The 26,258-nt window shown below is 64.5% G+C and carries 18 protein-coding genes; 3 read left to right on the plus strand and 15 right to left on the minus strand.

From position 1 onward, the window contains the following. Positions 1–142 precede the first annotated feature (142 nt). The 11 genes from lpxD to rpsB form a co-directional block, all read right to left on the minus strand. Positions 143–1,267 (minus strand): UDP-3-O-(3-hydroxymyristoyl)glucosamine N-acyltransferase, encoded by a 1,125-nt coding sequence (lpxD, locus tag ACZ9H4_RS20605; RefSeq protein WP_408149138.1) that lies wholly within the window; start codon positions 1,265–1,267, stop codon positions 143–145. A 101-nt stretch (positions 1,268–1,368) separates the two neighbouring features. Further along, positions 1,369–1,890 carry an OmpH/Skp family outer membrane protein gene (locus ACZ9H4_RS20610; RefSeq protein ID WP_174772087.1) on the minus strand — a complete coding sequence of 174 codons (522 nt, stop codon included), beginning with the start codon at positions 1,888–1,890 and terminating at the stop codon, positions 1,369–1,371. Between the two features lie 47 nt (positions 1,891–1,937). Next, positions 1,938–4,241 carry an outer membrane protein assembly factor BamA gene (gene bamA, locus ACZ9H4_RS20615; RefSeq protein WP_408149140.1) on the minus strand — a complete coding sequence of 768 codons (2,304 nt, stop codon included), beginning with the start codon at positions 4,239–4,241 and terminating at the stop codon, positions 1,938–1,940. A 67-nt stretch (positions 4,242–4,308) separates the two neighbouring features. Continuing rightward, entirely contained in the window at positions 4,309–5,703 is a 1,395-nt protein-coding gene (gene rseP / locus ACZ9H4_RS20620) for an RIP metalloprotease RseP (RefSeq protein WP_408149142.1), read from the minus strand. A gap of 7 nt (positions 5,704–5,710) precedes the next feature. Further along, on the minus strand, positions 5,711–6,916 hold the full coding sequence (locus ACZ9H4_RS20625) for a 1-deoxy-D-xylulose-5-phosphate reductoisomerase (RefSeq protein ID WP_408149144.1): 1,206 nt from the start codon (positions 6,914–6,916) through the stop codon (positions 5,711–5,713). Between the two features lie 10 nt (positions 6,917–6,926). Further along, positions 6,927–7,748 carry a phosphatidate cytidylyltransferase gene (locus ACZ9H4_RS20630; RefSeq protein WP_408149146.1) on the minus strand — a complete coding sequence of 274 codons (822 nt, stop codon included), beginning with the start codon at positions 7,746–7,748 and terminating at the stop codon, positions 6,927–6,929. After that, positions 7,742–8,524, minus strand: coding sequence for a polyprenyl diphosphate synthase (uppS, locus tag ACZ9H4_RS20635; protein WP_121317546.1), 783 nt, complete (start codon positions 8,522–8,524; stop codon positions 7,742–7,744). Before uppS ends, ACZ9H4_RS20630 begins: the two co-directional genes overlap by 7 nt. A gap of 140 nt (positions 8,525–8,664) precedes the next feature. Further along, on the minus strand, positions 8,665–9,225 hold the full coding sequence (gene frr / locus ACZ9H4_RS20640; protein ID WP_012433445.1) for a ribosome recycling factor: 561 nt from the start codon (positions 9,223–9,225) through the stop codon (positions 8,665–8,667). A gap of 101 nt (positions 9,226–9,326) precedes the next feature. After that, the gene (pyrH, locus tag ACZ9H4_RS20645) at positions 9,327–10,040 is read right to left on the minus strand and encodes a UMP kinase (RefSeq protein ID WP_168665297.1); all 714 of its coding nucleotides are present in this window, start codon (positions 10,038–10,040) and stop codon (positions 9,327–9,329) included. Between the two features lie 218 nt (positions 10,041–10,258). Beyond that, positions 10,259–11,140 (minus strand): translation elongation factor Ts, encoded by an 882-nt coding sequence (gene tsf, locus ACZ9H4_RS20650; RefSeq protein ID WP_121317542.1) that lies wholly within the window; start codon positions 11,138–11,140, stop codon positions 10,259–10,261. 194 nt (positions 11,141–11,334) lie between these two features. Next, entirely contained in the window at positions 11,335–12,087 is a 753-nt protein-coding gene (gene rpsB, locus ACZ9H4_RS20655) for a 30S ribosomal protein S2 (RefSeq protein ID WP_042323115.1), read from the minus strand. A 547-nt stretch (positions 12,088–12,634) separates the two neighbouring features. On the opposite strand from rpsB, the gene map reads away from it, so the two are divergent. The 3 genes from map to ACZ9H4_RS20670 all read left to right on the plus strand — a co-directional run bounded on the left by map (position 12,635) and on the right by ACZ9H4_RS20670 (position 18,274). Continuing rightward, complete coding sequence (gene map / locus ACZ9H4_RS20660; protein ID WP_476120589.1) at positions 12,635–13,444, plus strand: type I methionyl aminopeptidase; 810 nt, start codon at positions 12,635–12,637, stop codon at positions 13,442–13,444. Positions 13,445–13,474: 30 nt separating this feature from the next. Continuing rightward, the gene (locus ACZ9H4_RS20665) at positions 13,475–16,054 is read left to right on the plus strand and encodes a [protein-PII] uridylyltransferase (RefSeq protein WP_476120591.1); all 2,580 of its coding nucleotides are present in this window, start codon (positions 13,475–13,477) and stop codon (positions 16,052–16,054) included. A 123-nt stretch (positions 16,055–16,177) separates the two neighbouring features. Next, positions 16,178–18,274: a pseudouridine synthase gene (locus tag ACZ9H4_RS20670; RefSeq protein WP_476120593.1), complete on the plus strand. Its 2,097-nt coding sequence runs from the start codon at positions 16,178–16,180 to the stop codon at positions 18,272–18,274. 166 nt (positions 18,275–18,440) lie between these two features. Here the strand turns inward: ACZ9H4_RS20670 and def are convergent, their stop codons facing one another. The 4 genes from def to smc form a co-directional block, all read right to left on the minus strand. After that, on the minus strand, positions 18,441–18,974 hold the full coding sequence (def, locus tag ACZ9H4_RS20675; RefSeq protein ID WP_408157104.1) for a peptide deformylase: 534 nt from the start codon (positions 18,972–18,974) through the stop codon (positions 18,441–18,443). Next, positions 18,971–21,037 (minus strand): NAD-dependent DNA ligase LigA, encoded by a 2,067-nt coding sequence (ligA, locus tag ACZ9H4_RS20680; protein WP_408149157.1) that lies wholly within the window; start codon positions 21,035–21,037, stop codon positions 18,971–18,973. Before ligA ends, def begins: the two co-directional genes overlap by 4 nt. Before the next feature lie 255 nt (positions 21,038–21,292). Beyond that, positions 21,293–22,603 carry a cell division protein ZipA C-terminal FtsZ-binding domain-containing protein gene (locus ACZ9H4_RS20685; RefSeq protein ID WP_408157102.1) on the minus strand — a complete coding sequence of 437 codons (1,311 nt, stop codon included), beginning with the start codon at positions 22,601–22,603 and terminating at the stop codon, positions 21,293–21,295. A gap of 113 nt (positions 22,604–22,716) precedes the next feature. Beyond that, positions 22,717–26,235: a chromosome segregation protein SMC gene (smc, locus tag ACZ9H4_RS20690; RefSeq protein WP_476120596.1), complete on the minus strand. Its 3,519-nt coding sequence runs from the start codon at positions 26,233–26,235 to the stop codon at positions 22,717–22,719. Between the last annotated feature and the right edge of the window lie 23 nt (positions 26,236–26,258).

Raw genomic sequence — 26,258 nt, forward strand, 5'->3', positions numbered from 1 at the left:
TGCAGGCGCCCGCCATGATCCGGCGGCCGTGCCACCCGGTCACGGCAACCGACTTTGCTTCGTGATGCTTGCCCGCTATTTTACGCGGTGCCGGCAAGCTTACGCGAGGCCGACGAACCGCCCTGATATCTCAAGGCTTATCTCAAGCCTTCTCGCCTGCGGAATTGCTTGCCGCGTTGCCCGCCGCATGGGGCTCCGCGTTGCCCGAACCGTCGGCCGCGGCGCTTTCGAGCGCCCGGATACGATCGCGAAGCTTATCGATATTGCGCAGCAGGGCCGCGCTTTTGTTCCAGTCCGCATGGTTCACGGCCGGGAACGCGCTGGTGTATATACCGGGCTTCAGGAGAGACTTCGACACGCCCGACTTCGCGGTGACGATTACATAATCGGCCAGCGTGACGTGCCCGGCAATGCCAACCGCCCCGCCGATCATGCAATGACGGCCGATCGTCGTGCTGCCCGCGATGCCCGCGCAACCGGCGATCACCGTGTACGCGCCGACCTTGCAGTTGTGGCCGATCTGCACGAGGTTGTCGATCTTCACGCATTCTTCGATGATCGTATCGGCCATCGCGCCACGGTCGATCGTGGTGTTCGCGCCGATTTCGACATCCGCCGCGATCGACACGCCGCCGACCTGCGGAATCTTGACCCAGCTACCGGTACGCGCGTCGCCCTCGCCGACGAAATCCGGCGCAAAGCCGAACCCGTCCGAGCCGATCACCGCGCCCGCGTGCACGATCACGCGCTCACCGAGTTCGCAGCCGTGGTACACGGCGACATTCGGGTACAGGTGCGAATCCGCGCCAATGCGCGTGCCCCGGCCGATCACGACATTGGCGTCCAGCCGGACGTTTTCGCCGATCACGGCGCCCGCTTCCACCGTGACGTGCGGGCCGATCACCGCGCTTGCTGCCACCTGCGCCGACGGATCGATGGTGGCGCTCGGATGCACGCCGGGCGCGGCCTTCGGCGCGGCGAGGTCGATGAAGGTTTGCGCCATGCGCGCAAAGTAAGCGTACGGGTTCGGCGTGACGATGAAGTTACGGCCCTCACGCGAAGCCAGCTTCGCGAGGTCGTCGGCGTTGATCAACACCGCGCCCGCGCGGGTGCTTTCAACCTGCGACAGGTACTTCGGATTGGCGAGGAACGCCAGTTGGTTCGGGCCTGCCTGGTCGAGCGGCGCCAGACTGCCGACGCACTGCGAACCGTTTCCGACTACCGTACCGCCGAACCGCTGGACGATGTCCTCGAGCGTAAATGCCATGCCTGTCCTGTCTCCTGCTGTTCAATCCAACCTGTTATTGCGTCCGCGCGCGGCGGCGTGCCGGTGTGGGCGTGTGTACACGGCCACACACCGGGCGACCCTCAGTTGCCCGACGCCGCCAGCGCCTTGAGCACCTGGTCGGTGATATCGATGCGCGGGCTCACGTACACCGCCTCCTGCACGATCAGATCGTAGTGCTGTGCCTCGGCGATCTGCTTGATGACCTTGTTGGCGCGGTCGAGCACCGCCGCCAGTTCCTCGTTGCGGCGCTGATTCAGATCTTCGCGAAATTCGCGTTGCTTGCGCTGGAAGTCCGTGTCCAGTTGCGACAGATCGCGCTGTTTCTGCGCACGATCGGCGGCCGACATCGACGCGCCGTTCTTGTCGAGCGAATCCGACATCGACTTCAGCTTCTGCGCCATGTCGGCGAGATCCTTGTCACGCTTCGCGAATTCGGCCTCGAGCTTGACCTGGGCGGCTTTCGCCGCCGCCGATTCGCGCAGGATGCGGTCGGAATTCACCGCGGCGATCTTCGCCTCCTGCGCGTGCGCTACCCCGACGCCCAAGGTCATTGCCAGCGCCATCGCGCACGCTACACGTTTCGAAAACATACCGGTTAGCAAAGTCATCCTCTCGATACTGTAGTTTGGCTGGCCGCCTGCGGCCGTGATCAGAACGCCGTCCCGATCTGGAACTGGAATTTCTGATACTGGTCGCCGGTGTGCTTCGTCAGCGGGAAGCCCAGGCTGAGCTTGAGCGGGCCGATCGGCGAAATCCACGCGAGACCGACACCGTAACCGTAACGCAGGCCGTTCGCGCCAACGCTGTTGCCTTCTGTGCCCCAGACGTTACCGGCGTCGAGGAAGGTGAACACGCGCAGCGTGCGGTCATAACCCGTACCCGGCAGCGGGAACGTCAACTCGACGTTACCCACCAGCAGCTTCGAGCCGCCGATCGGGTCGCCCGTCTTCGCGTCGCGCGGACCCAGCGAACTCGGCTCGTAGCCACGCACCGAACCGATACCGCCCGCGTAGTAGTTCTTGAAAATCGGATAAGGCTTGCCACCCAGGCCGTTACCGTAGCCACCCTGGAAGTTGAAGCCCAGCACGAACCCACGCGCGAACGAATAATAGTACTGCGCGTTGATGTCGGCCTTGTAGTACTGCGTGCCGCCGATCGGCGTGCCGTATTCGGCGTTCGCCTGCGTGAAGTAGCCGCGGCTCGGCACCAGCGCACTGTCACGCGCGTCGCGCGACCAGCCCACCGTGATCGGCACGTTGTTCGACACGCGGCCGAACTCATGCACGTAGTCGATGTAGCTTTGCGGCGTGTTCGAGTCGATGTCCAACTGGTTCTGCTCAAGACCCGCGCCGAAATACACCGTGTCGACTTCGGAGAACGGAATACCGAACTTCAGGTCGCCACCGATCGTGACGATCTTGAAGCTCGAATCCGTCGAGTAGTACAGCGGCTGGTACGTGCGGTAGTAGACGTCGGTAATACGCTTGATGCCGTCGACTGTGAAGTACGGATCGACCTGCGTGACCGTCAACGTGCGGTACGTCTTCGCGGTATTGATGTTCACCGCGAGACTCGTGCCCGAACCGAACACGTTGTCCTGGGATACGCCCGCCGACAGCACCACCTTGTCGGTCGATGAGAAACCCGCGCCCAGCGTAATCGCGCCGGTCGGCTTTTCGGCCACCTTGACGTCCACATCGACCTGGTCCGGCGTGCCTTCGACCGGCACCGTGGTCACGTCGACGTCGGTGAAGTAACCCAGACGGTTGATCCGGTCTTTCGACAGCGCGAGGCGGTTCGAGTCGAACCACGAGCTTTCGAGCTGACGCATTTCACGGCGCACTACTTCGTCGCGGGTGCGCGTGTTGCCGACCACGTTGATGCGGCGCACGTAGACGCGGCGGCTCGGGTCCACCTGCAGCGTCAGGTCGACCTTGTGGTTGGTCTGATCGATCTGCGGCTGTGCGTTGACGGTCGCGAACGCGTAGCCGTATTCGCCGAGCTTGTCGACGATCGCCTTCGTGGTGGCCTGCAGCTTTTCAGCCGAGAAACGGTCGCCCGGTTTGATCTTGATCAGCCTGGTCAGCTCCGCTTCGCGATCGAGCAGATTGCCGGCCAGCTTGATGTTCGAAATCGTGTACGGCTCGCCTTCGTGCAGCGTGACCGTCAGATACATGTCCTTCTTGTCCGGCGTGATCGACACCTGGGTCGACTCGATGTTGAACTCGAGATAGCCGCGATTCAGGTAATACGAGCGGACGTTTTCGAGGTCGCCGGTGAGCTTGTCTTTCGCGTACAGGTCGTTCTTCGTGTACCACGAGAACCAGTTCGGCGTGGACAGCTGCATTTCGTCGCGCAGCGTACCCGTGCTGAACGCCTTGTTGCCGATGAAGTTGATCTGGCGGATCTTCGCGCTCGGACCTTCGGCGACCGAGAACAGCACCGACACGCGATTGCGGTCGATCGGCGTCACGGTGGTGGTCACTTCGGCGGCGTAATAACCGCGCGTCAGGTACTGGCGCTTCAGTTCCTGCTCGGCGCGATCGACCAACGCCTTGTCGTAGTAACGGCCTTGCGACAAACCGACCGCGCGCAACGCCTTGGTCAGGTTTTCCTTGTCGAATTCATGAATGCCGGCGAAGTCGATCGTGCCGATGGCCGGACGTTCCAGCACTTGCACGATGACGACGTTGCCTTCGGTCGCGATCTTGACGTCGTTGAAGAAGCCCGTGGCATACAGCGCGCGAATCGCTTCGGACGCCTTGTCGTCGCTAAACGTGTCGCCTTGCTTGATCGGCAGATACGCGAACACGGTACCGGGTTCGACGCGTTGCAATCCCTCAATGCGGATGTCTTGCACCACGAAGGGCGACGTTGCGTGAGCAACCAGCCCATGCGCGGCGAAGGCCGCGGCTATAACCGTTTTTGGAACAAAGCGATGAGGTTTAAACAACGTGCTTCCCCAGTGTATATAGCTGCATCAGGTCAGGCGGTCGCCATCGTGAACGCCGCCGGACACTTTAAAAATGGATTAAACGAGCCAGATCGTTGAACAGCGCGATCGCCGACAATGCGACGATGCAGGCGAGACCCGCCCTCTGAAAAACGAGTTGCCAGCGATCGGAGACAACTTTACCGGTCACAGCTTCAACCAAATAATATAACAGATGACCCCCGTCCAATACCGGAATTGGTAGCAGGTTCAGTACGCCAAGGCTAATACTGACAAGGGCCAGGAACGACAGGAATGCAGAAGGACCCAGACGTGCGCTCTTTCCTGCGTAGTCGGCGATCGTCACCGGACCGGAAAGATTTTTCAGCGATGCTTCGCCGACGATCATCCTGCCGAACATGCGCACCGAATAAACCGCCAGATCCCACGTACGGCGCGCGCCCAGTTGCACACTCTCGATCGGCCCGTAGCGCACGTCGATCGACGGCACCTGGGTCGCCAGTTCGGCGCCGATGCGGCCGATCTGCTGACCGGTCGCGGGATCGCGCTGCGATTGCGGCACGATGCTGATGTCTTCGAGCTTGCCCGCCGCCTGAGCGCCCCGGCCGCCGCGCTCCACCTGCAACGTCACCGGCTGGCCGGCGTGCGATTTTACATAAGCGATGAAGGTCGTGGCATTGTCGGTCGGCGTGCCATTGATGGCGCGCAAACGATCGCCCGCGACGAGGCCCGCTCGCTGCGCCGCGCTGCCCGGCTGCACGCCGGCCACGATCAGCTTGCCGCCGCCCGGCTCGAATCCGAGGCGCGACATGAAGTCGTCGTCGACGTCTTTCTCGCTGATACCGCGCAAGTCGAGCGGGAAATCGGAGACGCCGTGCGCGTCTTTCGCGCTCAGCACGATGTGCTTCTGATCGAATGCCGCGCCCAGCAATTTCCAGCGCAGATCCGACCATGAGCGCACCGGGTCCGAATCGTCGGCCGTGCCGGTCCGCACTGCGACAATGGTCTCGCCACCCTCGAATCCGGCCACGGCCGCCGGTGTATTCGGTGCGGGCGCCGCGACCACCGCCGCCGGCTCCGTCACGCCACTGGCGAATACGAGCGCGAACAGGACGATGGCCAGCAGGAAGTTCGCGACCGGGCCGGCCGCGACGATCGCAAAGCGCCGCCACACCGACTGCCGGTTGAACGCATGCGGCAACTCGTCGGCGGGAATCGGCGCGGTGCCGGTTTCACGCTCGTCGAGCATCTTCACGTAGCCGCCGAGCGGCAACGCGGCAATGGTCCATTCGGTGCCCGTCTTCGGGCTCACCCACTGGAACAGCGGTTTGCCGAAGCCGATCGAAAAGCGCAGCACCTTCACGCCGCACAGACGCGCGACACTGTAATGCCCGTACTCGTGGACGACCACGAGTACGCCAATCGCGACCGCGAAGGCGAGCAGTTCGATCAGCAGATTCATAAGCGCCTCACTGGACGGCGCGTTCCGTACGACGGGCGCCGTCGGGCAGACGCGCGATGAATTCGGCAGCGGCGCGACGCGCGGCGGCATCCGCTTCGATCACGTCTTCGAGCGCGTGCGCGCTGCGGTTCGGCAAAGCGTTGAGCACCGAGTCGACCACCCGCGCGATCGTCATGAAACCGATCCGGCGCGACAGGAACGCCTCCACTGCGATTTCGTTCGCGGCGTTCAGGGCCGCGCTCGCGATACCGCCCTCGGCCAGCGCCTTCATCGCCAGCGCGAGACACGGGAAGCGCGCGTAGTCCGGCTTCTCGAACGACAGCGAGGCGATCTCTGCGAGATCGAGCTGGGCGACGCCCGAATCCACGCGATCCGGGAACGCCAGCGCGTGTGCGATCGGCGTGCGCATGTCGGGATTGCCGAGCTGCGCGAGCACCGAGCCGTCGGCGTACGAAACCAGCGAGTGGATCACGCTTTGCGGGTGAATCAGCACGTCGATACGCTCGCCCGGCAAACCGAATAGCCAGTGCGCCTCGATCACTTCGAGGCCCTTGTTCATCATCGTCGCGGAGTCGACCGAAATCTTGCGGCCCATGACCCAGTTCGGATGTTTGCAGGCTTCGTCCGGCGTGACGTCGACGAGCGTGGCCGGTTCGCGGGTGCGGAACGGGCCGCCCGACGCGGTCAGGATGATCTTGGAGACGCCGCCGTGCAGCGCGGCTTCGCGCGGCAGGCATTGGAAAATCGCGTTGTGTTCGCTGTCGACCGGCAGCAGCACCGCGCCGTTGTCGCGCACCGCGTCCATGAAGATCGCACCGGACATCACCAGTGCTTCCTTGTTGGCGAGCAGGATGCGTTTGCCGGCGCGTGCGGCCGCGAGGCTCGGCGCGAGGCCGGCTGCGCCGACGATCGCGGCCACCACCGTATCGCAGCCGTCACTCTTCGATACGTCGACGAGCGCTTGCGGCCCGTACGTGACCTCGGTCTTGCTACCCGCATCGCGCAGTTTCGCCGCGACGCGCGCGGCGGTGTCGGCGTCGCCGACCACCGCGACTACGGGTTTGAAGCGCAGGCATTGCTCGACGAGCTTGTCGCCGTTGCGATGCGCGGAGAGCGCATAAACCGAAAAGCGCTCGGGATGACGCGCGACGACGTCGAGCGTGCTGTCTCCAATCGAGCCCGTGGAACCGAGCAATGTCAGACGTTTTTGCATATCTCTTTCTCTAGCCGAGCAGCAGCATGGCAAGCGGCAGCACCGGCAATAATGCGTCGATGCGGTCGAGCACGCCGCCGTGCCCCGGCAACAGGCCGCTTGAATCTTTCACCCCGGCCTGGCGTTTCATCATCGATTCGAACAGGTCGCCCACCACGCTGAAGGCCACCAGCAAGGTCAGTGCGAGCAGTGTGCGCACGGCGCCCCATTGCGCCAGCAGCGCAGAATACAGGGTCGGCTCGAACGCGTGCAAAAAGACCGCCGCCGCGGCGACGATCATCACCACCAGCCAGCCGCCGATCGCGCCCTCCCAAGTCTTGCCCGGACTGATGGCAGGCGCCAGCTTGTGTTTTCCGAACGCTTTTCCGGAGAAGTATGCGCCGATATCGGCCAGCCATACCAATAGGAGCAGCGACAGCACGAAGGGTACGCCCTGCATGCGCGCGGCGACGAGAGCATGCCAGCACGCGACGAATACCACAATGCCGGCAAGAAACAGAAAGATACGCCATGCGCCCTGCGCGAGCGTTGGCTTGCGCAGTAGCACGAACGGCCCGGCGATGACCCAGAAGATGGCCGCCGCCTTGAAGAGCGACCGGCCCTCCACGACGCCCGTGCCGAGCCGCGTGCTCGCGACCAGCGCGACCGCCGCCACCAGCGCGTAGATGACCGGACCGGCGCCGCCCAGCTTGAGCAGGCGCGCCCACTCCCATGCGGCGAACACGACGACGAAAGCGATCAGCGCACCGAACGCGCCAACCGGCGCGAACAGCGTGACCGGCAGGAACACGGCCAGCAGGATGATCGCCGTGATGACACGGGTTTTTAGCATGGAAGCGAATCGACGTTTTGCGATTGCGGCTCGAGTTGAGCACTGGTGCGGCCGAAGCGGCGTTCACGCTCCGCGTACGAAGCGATCGCGTGGCCAAGCGCGTCGGCATCGAAATCCGGCCAGAAGGTGTCGGTGAAGTAGAACTCGGTGTACGCGAGCTGCCACAGTAGGAAGTTGCTGACGCGGCGCTCGCCGCCGGTACGGATGAACAGGTCCGGCTCCGGCGCATAAGCCATGGACAGGTGCTCCGCGAACGAATCCTCGTTGACCTCGACTGCCTTGCCCGCTGCCGCCGACTGCTCGGCGAGCTTGCGGGTGGCCTGCATGATGTCCCAGCGCCCGCCGTAATTCGCGGCGATCGTCAGCGTGAGACGGGTATTGCGTGCGGTTTTGGTTTCCGCTCGCTTGATCAGGTCGCGGATGCGCGTATCGAAACGGTCCAGATCGCCGACCACGCGCAAACGGATGCCGTTTGCGTGCAGCTTGCCGATCTCGCGCTCCAGCGCGGTGACGAACAGGCGCATCAGGAACGACACTTCCTCGTTCGGACGGCGCCAGTTCTCGGAACTGAAGGCAAACAGCGTCAGGTATTCGACGCCTTGCCGGGCGCACGCCTCGACGGCCGCACGCACCGCGTCGACGCCGCGCGTATGGCCCGCCACGCGCGGCAAGCGCCGCTGGGTGGCCCAACGGCCGTTGCCATCCATGATGATCGCGATATGTCGCGGCACCGCGGCGACATCAGGCACGCGCACGGTTGAGCTGGTATAGGTCATGGCCGTTGGACAGTGACTGCAAATAAAGAAGTGAAAATCGTGAAGGTGCTGAGTGGCTCCCCGCCCGGCTTTCGAGCCGAGCCCCCCGAGGGACCGGGAAAACGTCGGGCAACCCGCGTTTTCCCAAGAGCCGGCCGATCTCAGACCGTCATGATCTCGGCTTCTTTCGTCACGACGAGCTTGTCGATTTCAGCGACGAACTTGTCTGTCAGCTTCTGAACGTCGTCGCCTGCGCGACGCTCGTCGTCTTCCGAAATTTCCTTGTCTTTCACGAGCTTCTTCAATTGCTCGTTAGCGTCGCGACGCAGGTTGCGGACCGCAACCTTGGCCGTTTCCGCTTCGCTCTTGACCACCTTGGTCAGTTCGCGGCGGCGTTCTTCGGTCAGCGCGGGCATCGGCACGCGGATCACGTCGCCTTGCGTGGCCGGGTTCAAACCGAGGTCCGACTCGCGGATCGCCTTTTCGACGACCTGGACCATCTTCTTTTCCCACGGCTGCACGCCGATCGTGCGTGCGTCGATCAGCGTCAGGTTCGCGACCTGCGAAATCGGCACCGGCGAACCGTAGTAATCGCACTGGATGTGATCGAGCAGGCCCGTGTGCGCACGGCCCGTGCGGATCTTCGACAGGTCGTTCTTGAACGCGTCGATGGAGCGCTGCATTTTTTGTTCAGCGCCCTTCCTGATATCAGCCACAGACATTTTTAAACCTCCGAACCTTCAAAACGGTGCGAGCCGGCCTGCGCGCGCGATAGGCGGCGGCCTGGGGCCCGCGTCAAAGCCCACGTTATGTGAACGAGAGTTTACACGTGGACGAGCGTGCCTTCGTCCTCGCCTTGTACGATGCGCTTGAGCGCCCCTGCCTTGACGATCGAAAAAACGCGGATCGGCAGCTTCTGGTCGCGGCACAGCGCGAACGCCGTGGCGTCCATCACCTGCAGATTGCGGCCGATTGCTTCGTCGAAGCTGATCGTCGTGTAGCGGGTCGCGCTCGGATCTTTCTTGGGATCGGCCGAATAGACGCCGTCCACCTTGGTTGCTTTCAGCACGACTTCCGCGCCGATTTCCGAGCCGCGCAGTGCGGCGGCCGTGTCGGTCGTGAAAAACGGATTGCCGGTGCCGGCCGCGAAAATCACGACTTTGCCTTCTTCGAGCTGGCGAATCGCGCGGGGCCGGATGTACGGCTCGACCACCTGGTCCATACGCAGCGCCGATTGCACGCGCGCTTCGATACCGGCGTGGCGCATCGCGTCCTGCAGCGCCAGCGCGTTCATCATCGTGGCCAGCATGCCCATGTAGTCAGCCGTGGCGCGATCCATACCGGCCGCACCGCCCGCGACGCCGCGGAAAATATTGCCGCCGCCGATCACCACGGCCAGCTGCGTTCCGAGACGGACCACTTCGGCCACGTCCGCCACCATTCGTTCGATGGTCGCGCGATTGATGCCGAAGGCATCGTCGCCCATCAGAGCTTCACCGGAGAGTTTGAGCAGGACGCGTTTGTAGGCAGTGGGCATAGGGGTATCCAGATCGCGCAGAACAGGGCAACAACAAGGGACTAATGTAGGGGTGAAATGCTGATTCGGGCAAGCGCCGCCAAATTGACGAACCTTCAGGTCCGCCCGCGGCTGCGCTGCGAGGGTCAACCCGCGCGCAGCCTTGCGGCGCTGCCGACCGCGGCAAAGTCTTGCTCCGCCGCGGGTCCAACAATACTACTGTGAAGCTTCGGTGAGACTTATTGTTGCTTTGCAGCAGCGACTTGCGCGGCCACTTCTGCTGCGAAGTCGTCCTGCTTCTTCTCGATACCTTCGCCGACCACGAACAGCGCGAACTTTTGCACGCTCGCGTTACCAGCCTTCAGCATCTGTTCGATCGTCTGCTTGTCGTTCTTAACGAACGTCTGGTTCAGCAGCGACACTTCCTTCAGGTACTTCTGCACGCTGCCGTCGACCATCTTGGCGACGATTTCAGCCGGCTTGCCCGATTCGGCGGCTTTCTGTTCAGCAATGCTGCGTTCCTTGGCGATCAGGTCCGCCGGCACGTCGTCCGACGACAGCGAAACCGGCTTCATTGCAGCGATGTGCATCGCCACGTCCTTGCCGACCTGCTCGTCCGCGCCGGTGTACTCGACCAGCACGCCGATACGCGTGCCGTGCAGGTACGCTGCCAGCTTGTTAGCCGTATCGAAGCGCACGAAACGGCGGATCGAAAGGTTTTCGCCGATCTTGCCGACCAGTGCGAGGCGCACCGCGTCGACGGTCGAGCCGTCCAGCGGCAGTGCCGACAGAGCAGCGACGTCAGCCGGGTTTTGCGTAGCGACCAGTTCGGCGATCTGCTTCGAGAAAGCCAGGAAGTCGTCGTTCTTCGAAACGAAGTCGGTTTCGCAGTTCAGTTCGACCAGCGAACCTGCATTGCCGCCGATAAACGATGCAACCACGCCTTCAGCCGTCACGCGCGACGCTGCCTTGCTGGCCTTGTTGCCCAGCTTCACGCGCAGCAGCTCTTCAGCGCGCGCCATGTCGCCGTCGGCTTCCGTCAACGCCTTCTTGCATTCCATCATCGGCGCGTCGGTCTTTGCGCGCAGTTCTGCAACCATGCTTGCGGTAATTGCCGCCATCATTTGCTCCTTGAGTTCCGTCTGTCACACACCGCCCGCACTTCGATACCGGCGGCAAGAATTCGTTTCAGCGTTCCACGTAATTTTTTACGAACAACGCGTTGGGCACCGCCTGCAGCGCCCCACTACAATGTCGCGGCTTAAAAAAAGGGGGCCTGTAGAAAGCCCCCTTTTTTGCCGGACACGGGGCAGCTTTACGCTTCCGAGTTGACCTCGACGAACTCGTCGCCGTTGTCGCCGCGTGCAGCCTGCACCACTTCGTTGACCGCGTTCGCACGGCCTTCGAGGATCGCGTCGGCCACGCCAGCCGTGTACAGAGCGACAGCCTTCGAGGCGTCGTCGTTACCCGGGATCACGTAGTCGATGCCTTCCGGCGAGTGGTTCGTGTCGACCACTGCGATGACCGGAATACCGAGCTTGTTCGCTTCGGTGACGGCAATCTTGTGGTAGCCGACGTCGACCACGAAGATCGCGTCCGGAATGCCGCCCATGTCTTTCACGCCGCCGATCGACTTCTGCAGCTTGGCCATTTCGCGTTCGAACAGCAGCGCTTCTTTCTTGCTCATGCGTTCGGTTTCGCCTGCTTCCAGCGCCGCTTCCATGTCCTTCAGGCGCTTGATCGAAACCTTCAGCGTCTTGAAGTTGGTCAGCATGCCGCCGAGCCAGCGTGCGTTGACGAACGGCATACCAGCGCGCTGCGCTTCTTCAGCGATCGTGTCGCGCGATTGACGCTTCGTGCCGACGAACAGGATCGTGCCGCGGTTCGCTGCCAGTTGACGCGCGTACTTCAGCGCGTCGTTGTACATCGGCAGCGTCTTTTCGAGGTTGATGATGTGAATCTTGTTGCGATGGCCGAAAATGAAGGGGGCCATCTTCGGGTTCCAGAAGCGCGTTTGGTGACCGAAGTGGACACCGGCTTCCAGCATTTGACGCATGGTAACTGCCATGAAAATCTCCGCGAGGGTTGGGTCTTAAGCCGACTGCCGTATCGGCCGCGCCCGCCTTCTTCTTTGGCTGGAACGCGACGGACACCCTGGGTGCGCCGGCTTGCGAGTTTGCTGCCTGGTACCGCCTTACCTCATAGCGCAGGCAACCGGCGTTATGAGAAGCCTCCCTGCCTGCCTTTGCTCCCTATGAGACACTCATACTGAGCAAATTAAAACAGGACATGGATCGACTTAGCCAAAGATTATAGCACGCGCCTATGAACTGACTCAACCCGCCTGGTCGCTCCCCTTTGCCGCGGCCGGGTTGCACCGCGAGTTTGCCATCGCCGCAACGCGTGCGGCGCGGACACGGGCGTCTCCTCAGTACGGCGTGGCGCTCGTCAAAGTCCCGGCAGTTTGCCCGGACCACTATCCGCAGACCCGCCAGACTGCTGCTCGGGCAGCCGGCAAAAGCGCCCGTCAAACGCGCCAGCCCCGCCGCAAAAGCCTGCGGCAGCGAGAATATGGTGCGATAATCTCGCAATAAATCGCATTTCAGGCCCGACTCATGGCTATTACGCTCAAAAACGAACACGATATCGCGCAGATGCGCGTCGCCTGCAAACTTGCGAGCGAAGTGCTCGACTACATTACCCCGTTCGTCAAGGCCGGCGTCACGACCGGCGAACTCGACCGTCTGTGTCACGAATACATGCTGAAGGAACAGGGCACGGTTCCGGCGCCGCTGAATTATCAGCCGCCCGGCTACCCGCCCTACCCGAAAGCCACCTGCATTTCCGTCAACGACGTGATCTGCCACGGCATCCCCGGCGACAAGACCCTGAAGAACGGCGATGCGCTGAACATCGACATCACCGTCATCAAGGAAGGCTATTTCGGCGACACGAGCCGCATGTTCATCGTCGGCGAAGGCTCGATTCTGGCCAAACGGCTCGTGCAGACCACCTTCGAATGCATGTGGCTCGGCATCGACCAGGTGCGCCCCGGCGCGCATCTCGGCGACATCGGCCATGCGATCCAGAAGCATGCGGAAGGCCAGGGCTACAGCGTGGTGCGCGAATATTGCGGCCACGGCATCGGCACGGTATTCCACGAAGACCCGCAAATCCTGCACTACGGCCGCCCCGGTACCGGGCTCGAACTGCAGGCCGGCATGATCTTCACGATCGAGCCGATGATCAACGCCGGCCGCCGCGACATCCGCACCATGCCGGACCAGTGGACCGTCAAGACCAAGGACCGCAGCCTGTCGGCGCAGTGGGAACACACGGTGCTCGTCACGGAAACCGGTTACGACGTCCTGACCGTTTCCGCGGGCACGCCGGCGCGTCCGCCGATCGTCGCCACCACCGCCTGACCGACCTCCGACCTTACCGTCCACCTGCCAATGAGTAGTGTTCCAGTCGTCGCCCCATCCCATGCCACGTCGCTGAAGGCGGACTACAAAGTGGCCAAAGCCCAATTGCTGGAACGCTTCAGAACGGCCACCAACGTGGATGCGTTGATGGCCGCCCTCGCGCGCACGACGGACGACTCCTTGTGCGCCGCCTGGGACACGTGCGAACTGCCGGACGAACTGGCGCTGCTGGCCGTCGGCGGCTACGGGCGGGGTGAGCTGGCGCCGCACTCCGACATCGACATCCTCGTGCTGCTGCCCGATGCGCCGATCGAGCATCTGGAAGCGCGCATCGAGCGTTTTATCAGCCTCGCGTGGGATTTGGGGCTGGAACTCGGCAGCAGCGTGCGCAGCGTGTCGCAATGTCTCGAAGAAGCCGCCAACGACGTCACCGTGCGCACCTCGCTGCTGGAAGCGCGGCGTATCACGGGCAGCGCCGCGCTGTTCGACGACTTTGCAAAGCGCTACCGCGCGGCGCTCGACCCGAAAGCCTTCTTTCAGGCGAAAGTGCTGGAAATGCGCCAGCGCCACGCCAAGTTTCAGGACACGCCGTACGCGCTCGAACCCAACATCAAGGAAAGCCCGGGCGGCCTGCGCGACCTCCAGCTGATTCTCTGGATCACCCAGGCGGCCGGTTTCGGCAGCAGCTGGCGCGAACTCGAGGCGCGCGAGCTGATCACCGAGCGCGAAGCGCGCGAACTGCGCCACAACGAAGGTTTCCTGAAGTCGCTGCGCGCGCGGTTGCATGTGATCGCCGGGCGTCGTCAGGACATCATGGTGTTCGACCTGCAGACGCCCGTGGCCGAGAGCTTCGGCTACAAGCCGACCGTCACCAAGCGCGCCAGCGAACAGCTGATGCGCCGCTACTACTGGGCCGCCAAGGCCGTCACGCAGCTCGCCACGATCCTGATCCAGAACATCGAGGCGCAACTCTTTCCCAGCACGAGCGGCATTACGCGCGTGCTGTCGGCGCGCTTCGTCGAAAAGCAGGGGATGCTGGAAATCGCCAGCGACGACGTGTTCCAGCGCGAGCCGAACGCGATCCTCGAAGCCTTCCTGCTGTATGAGCAGACGCCGGGCGTCAAAGGCCTGTCGGCACGCACGCTGCGCGCGATCTACAACGCGCGCGATGTGATGGACCAGCACTGGCGGCGCGATCCGGAAAACCGGCGCCTGTTCATGGACATCCTGAAGCAGCCGGCGGGCATCACGCACGCTTTGCGGCTGATGAACCAGACGAGCGTGCTCGGGCGCTACCTGCTGAATTTCCGGCGCATCGTCGGGCAGATGCAGCACGACCTGTATCACGTCTACACCGTCGACCAGCACATCCTGATGGTGCTGCGCAATCTGCGCCGCTTTGCCGTAGCCGAACACGCGCACGAGTATCCATTCTGCAGCCAGTTGATCGCCAACCTCGAACGGCCGTGGGTACTGTACGTGGCGGCGCTGTTTCACGATATCGCCAAGGGCCGCGGCGGCGATCATTCCACGCTGGGCATGGTCGACGCGCGGCGCTTTTGCCGCCATCACGGCATCGAGGGCGAGGACGGCGACCTGGTCGTCTGGCTGGTGCAGCAGCATCTGACGATGAGCCAGGTCGCGCAGAAGCAGGATACGAGCGATCCGGAAGTTATCAAGCGCTTTGCCGAACTCGTCGGCACCGAGCGCCGCCTCACCGCACTTTATCTGCTGACCGTGGCCGACATTCGCGGCACCAGCCCGAAAGTCTGGAACACGTGGAAAGGCAAGCTGCTCGAAGATCTGTACCGCGCGACGCTGGCTGTCCTCGGCGGCGCGCGGCCGGACGCGCATTCGGAACTGAAGTCCCGCCAGGAAGAGGCGCTCGCGCTGCTGCGCCTCGAAACCGTGCCGGAAGGCGCGCAAAAGGCGCTCTGGGACAAGCTCGACATCGGCTACTTCCTGCGCCACGACGCGGCGGACATCGCGTGGCAAACGCGCGTGCTGTATCGCCATGTCGAAGCGCCGACGGCGATCGTGCGGGCTCGCCCGTCGCCGATAGGCGAAGCGTTGCAGGTGCTCGTGTACGTGAAGGATCAGCCCGATCTGTTCGCAGGGATTTGCGCGTATTTCGACCGCAACGGCCTGTCGGTGCTGGATGCGCGGGTCAGCACGACCCGCCACGGCTATGCGCTTGATAATTTCCTCGTCGCGCATACCGAAGAAGACGTGCATTATCGCGATATTGCCAATCTGGTCGAACAGGAACTGACCGCACGCCTCACCGGCCACGGAACCCTTTTGCCGGGGCCGTCGAAAGGCCGTTTGTCGCGGCTGTCGCGGACCTTCCCTGTCACGCCGCGCGTCGATCTTCGGGCCGACGAGCGCGGCCAATACTACATCCTGTCCGTGTCGGCGAACGACCGGCCAGGCCTTCTTTATTCGATCGCGCGCGTGCTGGCCGAGCACCGGGTCGGCGTCGCGTCGGCGCGGATCAATACGCTCGGCGAACGCGTCGAAGACGTGTTCCTGCTGGATGGACACGGTCTGTCGGACAACCGCCTGCAAATTCAGGTCGAGACCGAACTGCTGCGCGCGATTGCAGTGTGAGATTTCATGCGAGTCAAATTAACAGCCAAGCACCCGCGGCCGGCTTCGTCCGAACGCGCCCCTGTCCGTACCGGTAGCACGTCGGCACGTAAGCCGACGCGTCCGGCGGCACCGAAGCCGTCGATGGCGGGTTCCAGCGGGGCGCGGGGCGAAGGCGCTGGCGCAGCGGGTGGCGGCAAGCGGCCCGTGGGTGGTAAGCCGACGGGTGGCGGTGCGCGTGGGCCGCGTGCGGAAGGGTCGTTTGCGCGCTCGCGGGACGCGGGTGCCGAAGGTGCGCCGCGCAGGACGACATCGGATCGGCCGCCGCGCCGTGAAGGCGCAGGGGGTGATCGCGGTGAACGCGCACCCCGCCGCTTTGAAGGTGCAGGTGATCGTGGTGAACGCGCGCCTCGCCGTTTCGAAGGTGCAGGTGATCGCGGTGAACGCGCGCCTCGCCGTTTCGAAGGTGCTGGTGATCGTGGTGAACGCGCGCCTCGCCGCTTCGAAGGTGCAGGTGACCGTGGTGAACGCGCACCGCGCCGTTTCGAAGGTGCGGGTGATCGTGGTGAACGCGCGCCTCGCCGCTTCGAAGGTGCAGGTGACCGTGGTGAACGCGCACCCCGCCGCTTCGAAGGTGCTGGTGATCGTGGTGAACGCGCGCCTCGCCGCTTCGAAGGTGCTGGTGACCGTGGTGAACGCGCACCCCGCCGCTTCGAAGGCGCTGCTGGTGAGCGTGGCGAACGCGCACCTCGCCGTTTCGAAGGTGCAGGTGACCGCGGCGAACGCGCACCCCGCCGCTTCGAAGGCGCCGGTGACCGCAGCGAACGTGCACCCCGGCGCTCCGAAGGCACGGGTGATCGCGGCGAACGCGCCCCGCGCAGTTTTGGCGACCGGCCCCCGCGCCGTGACGACGGCGAACGCCGTCCGTTCAGCGGTTCGCGCCCGGGCGCAGACCGACCGTCGAATGCTGGCCCGCGCGCCGAACGTCCGGAGCGCCGCGAGCGTGACGCATCCGATCGCCCCCGTTTCGGCAACGACCGTGGCGCTCCGCAAGAGCGCCGCAACAGCGACCGGAGCGACCGGGGACCGCGTAGCGACAGCGCGCCGCGTCGCTTCGAAGGCGAGCGCGGCTCATCCGGACGCAGCTTCGCCAGCCCCGTAAAAAGCGGCTACGCTGACCGCTCGGACCGTCCGGCACGCGCACCGCGCGATGACCGCAACGACCGCGGCGACCGCACCGAGCGGGCGCCGGCCAAACGCGAATTCAGCGACCGCCCGCCGCGCAATGGTGAGCGCAGCGAACGCCCGGCACGCAGCGTCGACAAAACCCTGCCGTCCGCGCCCCGCCGTTTCGGCAACGACCGCCCTGCACGCGCCGACAAGCCACGCGGCCCGGCTTCAGCGGCACGCGCCGAGCGCCGTGACGCCGAGAGCGGCGCCGATGCGGCCCCGCGCACCCCGCGTCGCGATTACGAAGACGCGCCGGGCATGCTGCGTCTGTCGAAACTGATGTCCGAACTCGGCCTGTGCTCGCGCCGCGAAGCCGACGAGTGGATCGAAAAAGGCTGGGTACTGGTGGATGGCGAGCGCGTCGACACGCTCGGCACCAAGGTTCGTCCGGATCAGCGCATCGAGATCGACCCCGCCGCCGAAGCCGCGCAAGCGAGCCAGGTGACGGTGCTGATTCACAAGCCTGTCGGTCTGGTCTCGGGCCAGGCGGAAGACGGCTATCAGCCGGCCATCACGCTGGTCACGCCGGAGAATCGCTGGGACGGCGACCATTCGGAGATCCGCTTCTCGGTCGCGCATCTGCGCCAGCTCGCGCCTGCCGGCCGCCTCGACATCGACTCGACAGGCCTGCTGGTGTTGACGCAGGACGGCCGCGTCGCCAAGCAGTTGATCGGCGGCCATTCGGAGATCGACAAGGAGTATCTGGTGCGCGTGGCTTACGGCGAGCACACTGTCGACGTCGAAAGCCACTTCCCGCCCGCAAGCCTCGAACTGCTGCGCCACGGCCTGTCGCTCGACGACGTGCCGCTGAAACCGGCGCAGGTGGAGTGGCAAAACGGCGAGCAGTTGCGTTTCGTGCTGCGCGAAGGCAAGAAGCGCCAGATTCGCCGGATGTGCGAACTGGTCGGCCTCGAAGTGATCGGCCTGAAGCGCGTGCGGATGGGTCGCGTGATGCTTGGCGCGCTGCCGCCGGGACAGTGGCGCTATCTGTCGGCGGACGAGTCGTTCTGATGATGCCGCGAGCGCCTGTCTGAGCGAGGAGCGAAGAGTCAGGACCGGCGCGACCCAATAAAAAACCCACGCAGATGCGTGGGTTTTTTATTGCCGGCGCCGATGCGGCTCACCGCGGCCGCAGTGCGTTGCGCGCACCCACCGCGCAACGCACATCGCCACCACGTCAATCATCGCTATTCGGATCCATATCCGGGAACAGCACTTCGGTGAAACCGAACTTCGCGAAATCGTTGATCCGCATCGGATACAGCTTGCCGATCAGGTGATCGCATTCATGCTGCACGACGCGCGCGTGAAAGCCCTCTGCCACCCGGTCGATCGGCTTACCGTACTGATCGAAGCCGTGATACTTGATCATCGAAAAGCGGCTCACCGCGCCGCGCAGGCCCGGCACCGACAAACAGCCTTCCCAGCCTTCCTCCATATCGAGCGAGACAGGCGTGATGGTCGGATTGATCAGCACCGTTTCCGGCACCGGCGGCGCATCCGGATAGCGCTCGTTCTTGCCGAAGCCGAAGATCACCACCTGCAGATTGACGCCGATCTGCGGCGCGGCGAGGCCCGCGCCGTCTGCGTCATGCATGGTCTCGAACATGTCCTTGACGAGTTCATGCAGTTCGGGCGTGTCGAAGTGATCGACCGGATCGGCAATACGCAGCAGACGCGGATCGCCCATCTTGAGAATTTCGCGGATCATAACTGCCCCTCCAGGAGCTGATGCATACCATCTTCGTCGAGTACGGGGATGCCGAGTTCCTCGGCTTTCGCCAACTTGCTGCCGGCGTCGGCTCCCGCGACCACATAATCCGTTTTCTTCGACACGGACCCCGCCACTTTAGCGCCGGCGGCTTCGAGCATTTCCTTCGCCGTTTCGCGCGACAGGTTCGGCAGCGTGCCGGTCAACACCACGGTCTTGCCGGCCAGCACGCCTTGCGGCGCCTTCGGCGCGGGCGGACCTTCCGCCCATGTGACCTTGCCCGGCGCGCGCAGTTGCTCGATCACCGTGCGGTTGTGCTCTTCAGCGAAGAACTGATGCAGCGATTCGGCGACCACCGGCCCCACGTCGTTGACTTCCAGCAGCGCCTCGACCGACGCGTCCATGATCGGCGTCAGCGAACCGAAATGTTTGGCCAGATCTTTCGCCGTCGATTCGCCCACATGACGGATGCCGAGCGCGTAAATAAAGCGCGCCAGCGTGGTGTGCTTGGCCTTTTCGAGCGAATCGAGCAGGTTCTGCGCGGACTTGTCGGCGAAGCGGTCGAGTTCCGCGAGCGTCGCGAAGCCGAGGTTGAACAGATCGGCCGGCGTGCGCACCAGATTCTGTTCGACCAGTTGATCGATGATTTTTTCGCCGAGCCCGTCGATATCGAGCGCGCGCCGCTGCGCGAAGTGCCACAGCGCCTGCTTGCGCTGCGCCGGACAAAAAAGCCCGCCGGTACAGCGTGCAATCGCCTCGTCGGGCAGTCGCTCGATGTTCGAGCCGCACACCGGGCACTGGGTCGGCATCACGAACTCGCGGGCGTCGGCCGGGCGGCGCTCGAGCAGCGCGCTCACCACTTCGGGAATCACGTCGCCGGCGCGCCGCACGATCACCGTGTCGCCGATGCGGATGTCCTTGCGGCGCACTTCGTCTTCGTTATGCAGTGTGGCATTGGTGACCGTCGCGCCGCCGACGAACACCGGCTCGAGGCGCGCCACCGGCGTGATCGCGCCGGTGCGGCCGACCTGCACGTCGATCGCGACGAGCCGGGTCAACGCTTCCTGCGCGGGAAACTTGTGCGCGAGCGCAAAACGCGGCGCGCGCGACACGAAGCCGAGCGCGTCCTGCTCGTCGCGCCGGTTGACCTTGTAGACCACGCCATCGATATCGTACGGCAGCGTGTCGCGCTTCTCGCCGACCGCGTGGAAGAAACCCAGCAAGCCGTCCGCGCCCTGCACCACCGCCCGCTCGCCGTTCACCGGCAAGCCGAGCTCCTTGTACCAGTCGAGCAGTTCGCTATGCGTGGCCGGCATTTCGATCCCGTCGAGCACGCCGATGCCATAGGCGAAAAACGACAGCGGCCGCTGCGCGGTGATCTTCGAATCGAGCTGCCGCAAACTGCCCGCCGCCGCGTTACGCGGATTGGCGAATTCCTTCTGCTCGGCCGCGCGCTGGCGCTCGTTCAGGCGTTCGAAATCGCGTTTGAACATCAGCACTTCGCCACGTACGTCGAGCACGTGCGGCACGCGCTTGCCTTTGAGCTTGAGCGGAATGGAGCGGATCGTGCGGACGTTTTCGGTGACGTTCTCGCCGGTGGTGCCATCGCCGCGTGTGGACGCCTGCACGAACACGCCGTCGACGTAACGCAACGAGATGGCGAGGCCGTCGAATTTCAACTCCGCCGCGTAATCGACCGGGACCGGCGGCTCGCTCGCGTTCTTGCCGAGCGCGTCGCCGACGCGTTTGTCGAACGCGACGATGTCTTCATCGGCGAAACCGTTGTTCAGCGACAGCATGGGCTGGTCGTGCACGACCTGCTCGAAGCCGCTCGCCGCCTCGCCGCCCACGCGCTGGGTGGGCGAATCCGGCACGATCAGATCCGGATGCTCCGTCTCGATGCGCTCCAGTTCCTTGAACAGCTTGTCGTATTCGGCGTCGGGAAGCTCCGGCTGGTCGAGCACGTAGTACGCGTAGTTCGCGCGTTCGAGTTCCGCGCGCAGCCATACGGCGCGCTCGGCCGGAGCGCTGGTTGCTGAGGGGGAGACGGAAGTTCTGGCCATGCTCTCTGACGGTTCTTGATGAAATTCGGACATTCGATTATCGCAGGAAGCGTGCCCCTTTACATCGGCCGAATGGGCTGCATACGGGGCTTGTTTTAGCGTGGCGGCGGGATGATAGCGGGGGTTCACTGCGGGTTCGCTGGGCGCCGGTACCGGCAGGCGCTCGCGCGCTGCGTCGCGCCACGCGGACGCAGCGCGCCAAACGACGACGGCCGCACATCGTGCGGCCGTCGAGACACCGGAAAACCGTGCGGGTTACTGGCTGAACAGGCGCCGGGTGGCCGGCGACCCTGCCGGAATCCCGGCCTGTTCGAGTTTCGCGTAGAGCGTCATCAACTGCTTCTCGATCGCGAGCAGCGCGCTTTCCGGCAACGGACGGCGGCCGTCGTCGACCACCCGTCCGCCGATGCGCTCAGCCAGCGATTTCGCGTAGTCGCACATCAGCCGGAACGGCAGGATGTCTTCGTCGGCGACCGGCACGTCGAGCACCAGCGTGATCATCTGGCCGCCCTTGTAGGTGAGGTCGTCGCGCAGGAAGTTGGTGTCGCCGAACTGCAGCATGAACACCGGGCTCTGGCGAGCGTCGAGCTTGACGAACCGCGTGCCGTCGCGCGAGAGCAGCAAGCCGTCCTGCGACGCCACCGCCTGCACGTAGTTCGCCGACCACGGCGCGCCGTCGGACAGCACGTTGATCGACAGTTGCGCATCGCACTGCGCGGCGAAGCCGTCGAGCTCGCGCGCCATTGCCACCGTTTCGAGCATGTCCGGGAATTCCGGCGATGCATCGAGCGCGTCGGCGAATTGCTGCACCCCGGTCACGAACTCCGAAAACTCCAGCTCGTTGAGTGCGCCGCTGCGATTGGCGAGCTGCGCGGCCGCACGCAATTCTTCATAGCGCGCGCCGTTTTGCAGCAGCTCCCACGCCCCGCCTTCGAGCTTGCCTTCGATATGCACCGGCTTGCTGCCGGCGCGGCGCAGGCGCTGCGCGAGCGGAATCACCTTGTCGCCGGCAACCGGGCCGTTCAGACGGATCGGCACGATGCAGTCGATCCGCCGATCGACGATGGCCGGCGGCGCCGACGAGATCGTCGTGGCGGCAGGCAGAACCGGTTCGGCCCGCTCGTTGTCCTCGCGTGCGGTGTCATGGGCGGCCGGCGCCGGCTTGCCCTCACCGGCCGCGGCCGTATGAACATGCTCGCCTTCCGCTTCGGCCACGCCCTCGGCTTCCGGAAAGCCGTTCGGCGTGACGGTGTCGGCCTGAATATCGGCCGGCGTGTCGAGCGGCGCGATGGGGCTGCCGCCGAACGTCGGCTCGACGCGCGCCTCAGCCGTTTCCGTCGGCGCATCGGAATTCACCACCGGTTCGCGGCGCGTAGTCGGCCGGGCCGGTTCGATGAACGGGCTCTGCTCCTCCTGATCGTCCCGCGCGAAACTTTCAGCGGTCTCGGCCGGCATGGGGCGCGGCATCCTGCGACGCACCTTCGCGCTCTGCCACGCGTTGTACACAACCACGCCCCCGACCACCACGGCACCCGCGCCGATCAAACCGAGTGTCAACTCGTCCATGCATGCTCCATCAGCAATTCTTTTATCCGCGCGGCTATGCGCCCGCTCCACGTGTCGCGCGGCCTGCCATGCAAGCCGCTGCGCTGAACGCGGACGCCCGCGAAGGCGTTAACTCAAACGATATTCTGGGCGAAACCGGCCGCCGTTTCCATGTCGACCGCGACGATGCGCGACACGCCCTGCTCCTGCATGGTCACACCGATCAACTGTTGCGCCATTTCCATCGCGATCTTGTTGTGCGAGATGAACAGGAACTGGGTTTTGTCCGACATCGCCCGTACGAGGTTCGCGAAACGTTCAGTGTTGGCGTCGTCGAGCGGCGCGTCCACTTCGTCGAGCAGACAGAACGGCGCCGGATTCAGCTGGAACATCGCGAACACCAGCGCGGTGGCGGTCAGCGCTTTCTCGCCGCCCGACAGCAGGTGAATGGTCGAATTCTTCTTGCCCGGGGGCTGCGCCATCACCTGCACGCCGGCGTCGAGAATCTCGTCGCCGGTCATGATCAGCTTCGCCTGACCGCCGCCGAACAGACGCGGGAACAGTTCGCCGAAATGACGGTTCACTTCGTCGAAGGTGCCTTGCAGCAGCGTGCGCGTTTCGGCGTCGATCTTGCGGATCGCGTCTTCGAGCGTTTCGATCGCGCTCGTCAGGTCGGCCGATTGCGAGTCGAGGAAGAACTTGCGCTCGGTGGCCGCTTTCAGCTCATCGAGCGCGGCCATGTTGACCGGCCCGAGCGCGACGATCGCGTTGTTGATGCGCGTGACTTCGCCTTGCAGATACGACGGCTTCATGTCCGGCGTGAGCTTGGCCTGCAACTCCGCCTCGTCGACGCCCGCCGCCGCGAGCTGCTCGATGAACTGCTCGCCGTTCAGGCGCGCGGCCTGCTCCTTCAACTGCAATTCGTTGATGCGCTCGCGCAGCGGCTGCAGCGCGCGCTCGGTGGCGAGGCGGGTTTCGTCGGCCGCGCGCAGCTTGGCGGTCAGATCGTCCAGTTCGAGGCGCGCGGCGTGCAGCGCCTCTTCCTTGACCGAACGGATGTCGAGCGCGTCCTGCAAGCCAGTGTGCGCGGTCTGCTCGTTGATCGTCTCCAGCTCGGCGCGCGCGTCTTCCAGCGACGCCGCGACACGCTCGCTCTGCTCGTGCGCGACCTGGATGCTGCGCTTCAGTTCGTCGATACGGTTCGCCATGTTGCGCGCGGCGAAGCGCGCGTCGGTGGCACCACGGTCGAGGTCGCGCGCCTGGCCGCGTGCGGTGGTCAGTTCTTCGTCGAGCGCTTCGAAGGCCAGTTGGTGATCTTCGAAACGCGCCTGCAGTTCGGCCAGTTCGCCGTCGTGCCGCTCGAAGTTCGCCTCCGATTCCGCACGCATCGCGCGCTGCTCTTCGATCTGCGCGGTGATCTCTTCGAGCTCCTCGCGAATCTGCGTGCTGCGCTGCGTGTAACGCTCGTGCGCCTGGGTGAGCTTGAGCACATCCATCTGCAGCGCGTGCACGCGCTGCGTCGCGCGCTCGGCCTGCTGGCGCACATCGGTCAGCGCCTGCGCGGCTTGCGTGTGCGCGGCTTCGGCGCGGATCGCGGCGGCCTTCGCCTCATCCGCGAGCAAGGCCTGCGCGCGCACCTGGCGCGCGAGGTTTTCGATTTCCTGCTGCCGGGCCAGCATGCCGGCCTGTTCGGAATCGGCTGCATACAGTTGCACGCCGACGCGCGTCACCACATGCCCCGCCTTCACGACGAACGAGCCGCCTTCCGGCAATTGCGAACGCATGCCAAGCGCCTGCTGCAGGTCGTCGGCGACGAATGCGAGGCCGAGCCAGTCGGTTAGCACCGCGCGGATGCCCGCGTCGTCGATGCGCACGAGCGACAGCAGCGGCCTCAACGCGGGCGGCGCGGCGGCCGGCTGACCGGCGACCGGCGGCGCGTAGAACGCGAGCTTGGCGGGCGGCGCGTCGGTGGCGAACGCCTTGACCCAGTCGAGGTTCGACACTTCGAGCGCCGCGAGGCGCTCGCGCAGCACCGCTTCGAGCGCGGTCTCCCAACCGGCTTCGACGTGCAGCTTCTTCCACAGACGCGGTAGGCCGCCCAGTTCGTGCTTGTCGAGCCACGGCTGGATCTTGCCTTCGGTCTGAACGTTTTCCTGCAGCTGCTTGAGCGCGGCAAGGCGCGCGTCGAGCTGATGAATCTGCGCGCTTTCGGCCTGCACGCGTTCCTGCGCGGTGCGGCGTTCGGCGTCCAGACGCGGCAGCGTTTCCTGCGCGTCGGTGAGACGCGCCTGCGCGTCGTGCAGAATCTCTTCGTGCTCGGCGAGCTGCATGCGCAGGTCTTCGAGCTGGGCTTCGTCGGGCGCGTCGAGGCCGCCCGCTTCCAGCTTCAGGCGCTCGTGACGCTGCTGCAGCTGCTGCAACTGCTGATCGGCATTGCGCTGATGCGCGGCTTCGAGCTTCAACGCCTGTTCGGTCTGCGCGATCCCCCCGCGCTCCGCGTTCAGCTCCGTTTGCGCATCGCGCCAACGCGCTTCGAGCGCGGGCATCGCGTCGTGCTTCGCGGCGGCTTCGTCTTCGGCGAGCGCGGCTTTTTCTTCGGCGACGGCCAGTTGCTCTTCGGCGTCTTCGATGTCGCCCTGCGCCTTTTCGGCTTGCGACTGCCACTGCTCGCGCTGCGCGCTCAGCGCGGCGATCTGCGCCTGCACGCGGTTGCGCGATTCGACGATGAACTTGATCTCGGCTTCGAGGCGGCTGACTTCCGAGTTCGCCTCGTACAGCGCGCCTTGTGCGCCCTGCATCGCATCGCTCGCGGAGTAATGCGCGACCCGCAGCGTTTCGAGTTGCGCTTCGACTTCACGCAGCTTCGCGGTTTGCGCCTCGAGGTCGATCTGCGCCTGTTCGATCGCGCGTTGCTGGCGTTCCTGCTCGCCGCCGGCTTCGTTCTTGCGCAACAGCCACAAGAGACGCTGCTTCTCTTCGCCGTCGGTCTGCAGTTCCTTGTAGCGCGTGGCGACCACCGCCTGGCCTTCGAGCTTCTCGAGGTTGGTCCCCAGCTCGCGGACGATGTCCTCGACCCGCGTCAGATTCTCGCGCGTGTCGTGCAGACGGTTCTCGGTCTCGCGGCGGCGTTCCTTGTACTTCGACACGCCGGCGGCTTCTTCGAGGAACACCCGCAGCTCTTCCGGCTTCGCCTCGATCAGGCGCGCGATCATGCCCTGGCCGATGATCGCATACGCGCGCGGCCCGAGGCCGGTGCCGAGGAAGATGTCCTGGATGTCGCGGCGGCGCGCCGGCAGATTGTTGATGTAGTAGCTCGACGTGCCGTCGCGCGTGAGCACGCGCTTCACGGCGATTTCGGCATACTGGCCCCACTGGCCGGCGGCACGGCCGTCGGCGTTGTCGAACACGAGTTCGACGCTGGCGCGGCTGCCGGGCTTGCGCGCGGTCGAGCCATTGAAGATCACGTCCTGCATCGATTCGCCGCGCAGCTCGGAGGCGCGCGATTCGCCGAGCACCCAGCGCACGGCATCGATGATGTTGGACTTGCCGCACCCGTTCGGTCCCACCACGCCAACCAGCTGGCCCGGGACCTGGAAATGCGTGGGATCGACGAATGACTTGAAGCCAGCGAGTTTGATCGAGGTCAGACGCACGGCGATTTCGCTGTTTGAAAAGG

It is taken from the genome of Paraburkholderia sp. TE9906 (assembly GCF_056279605.1).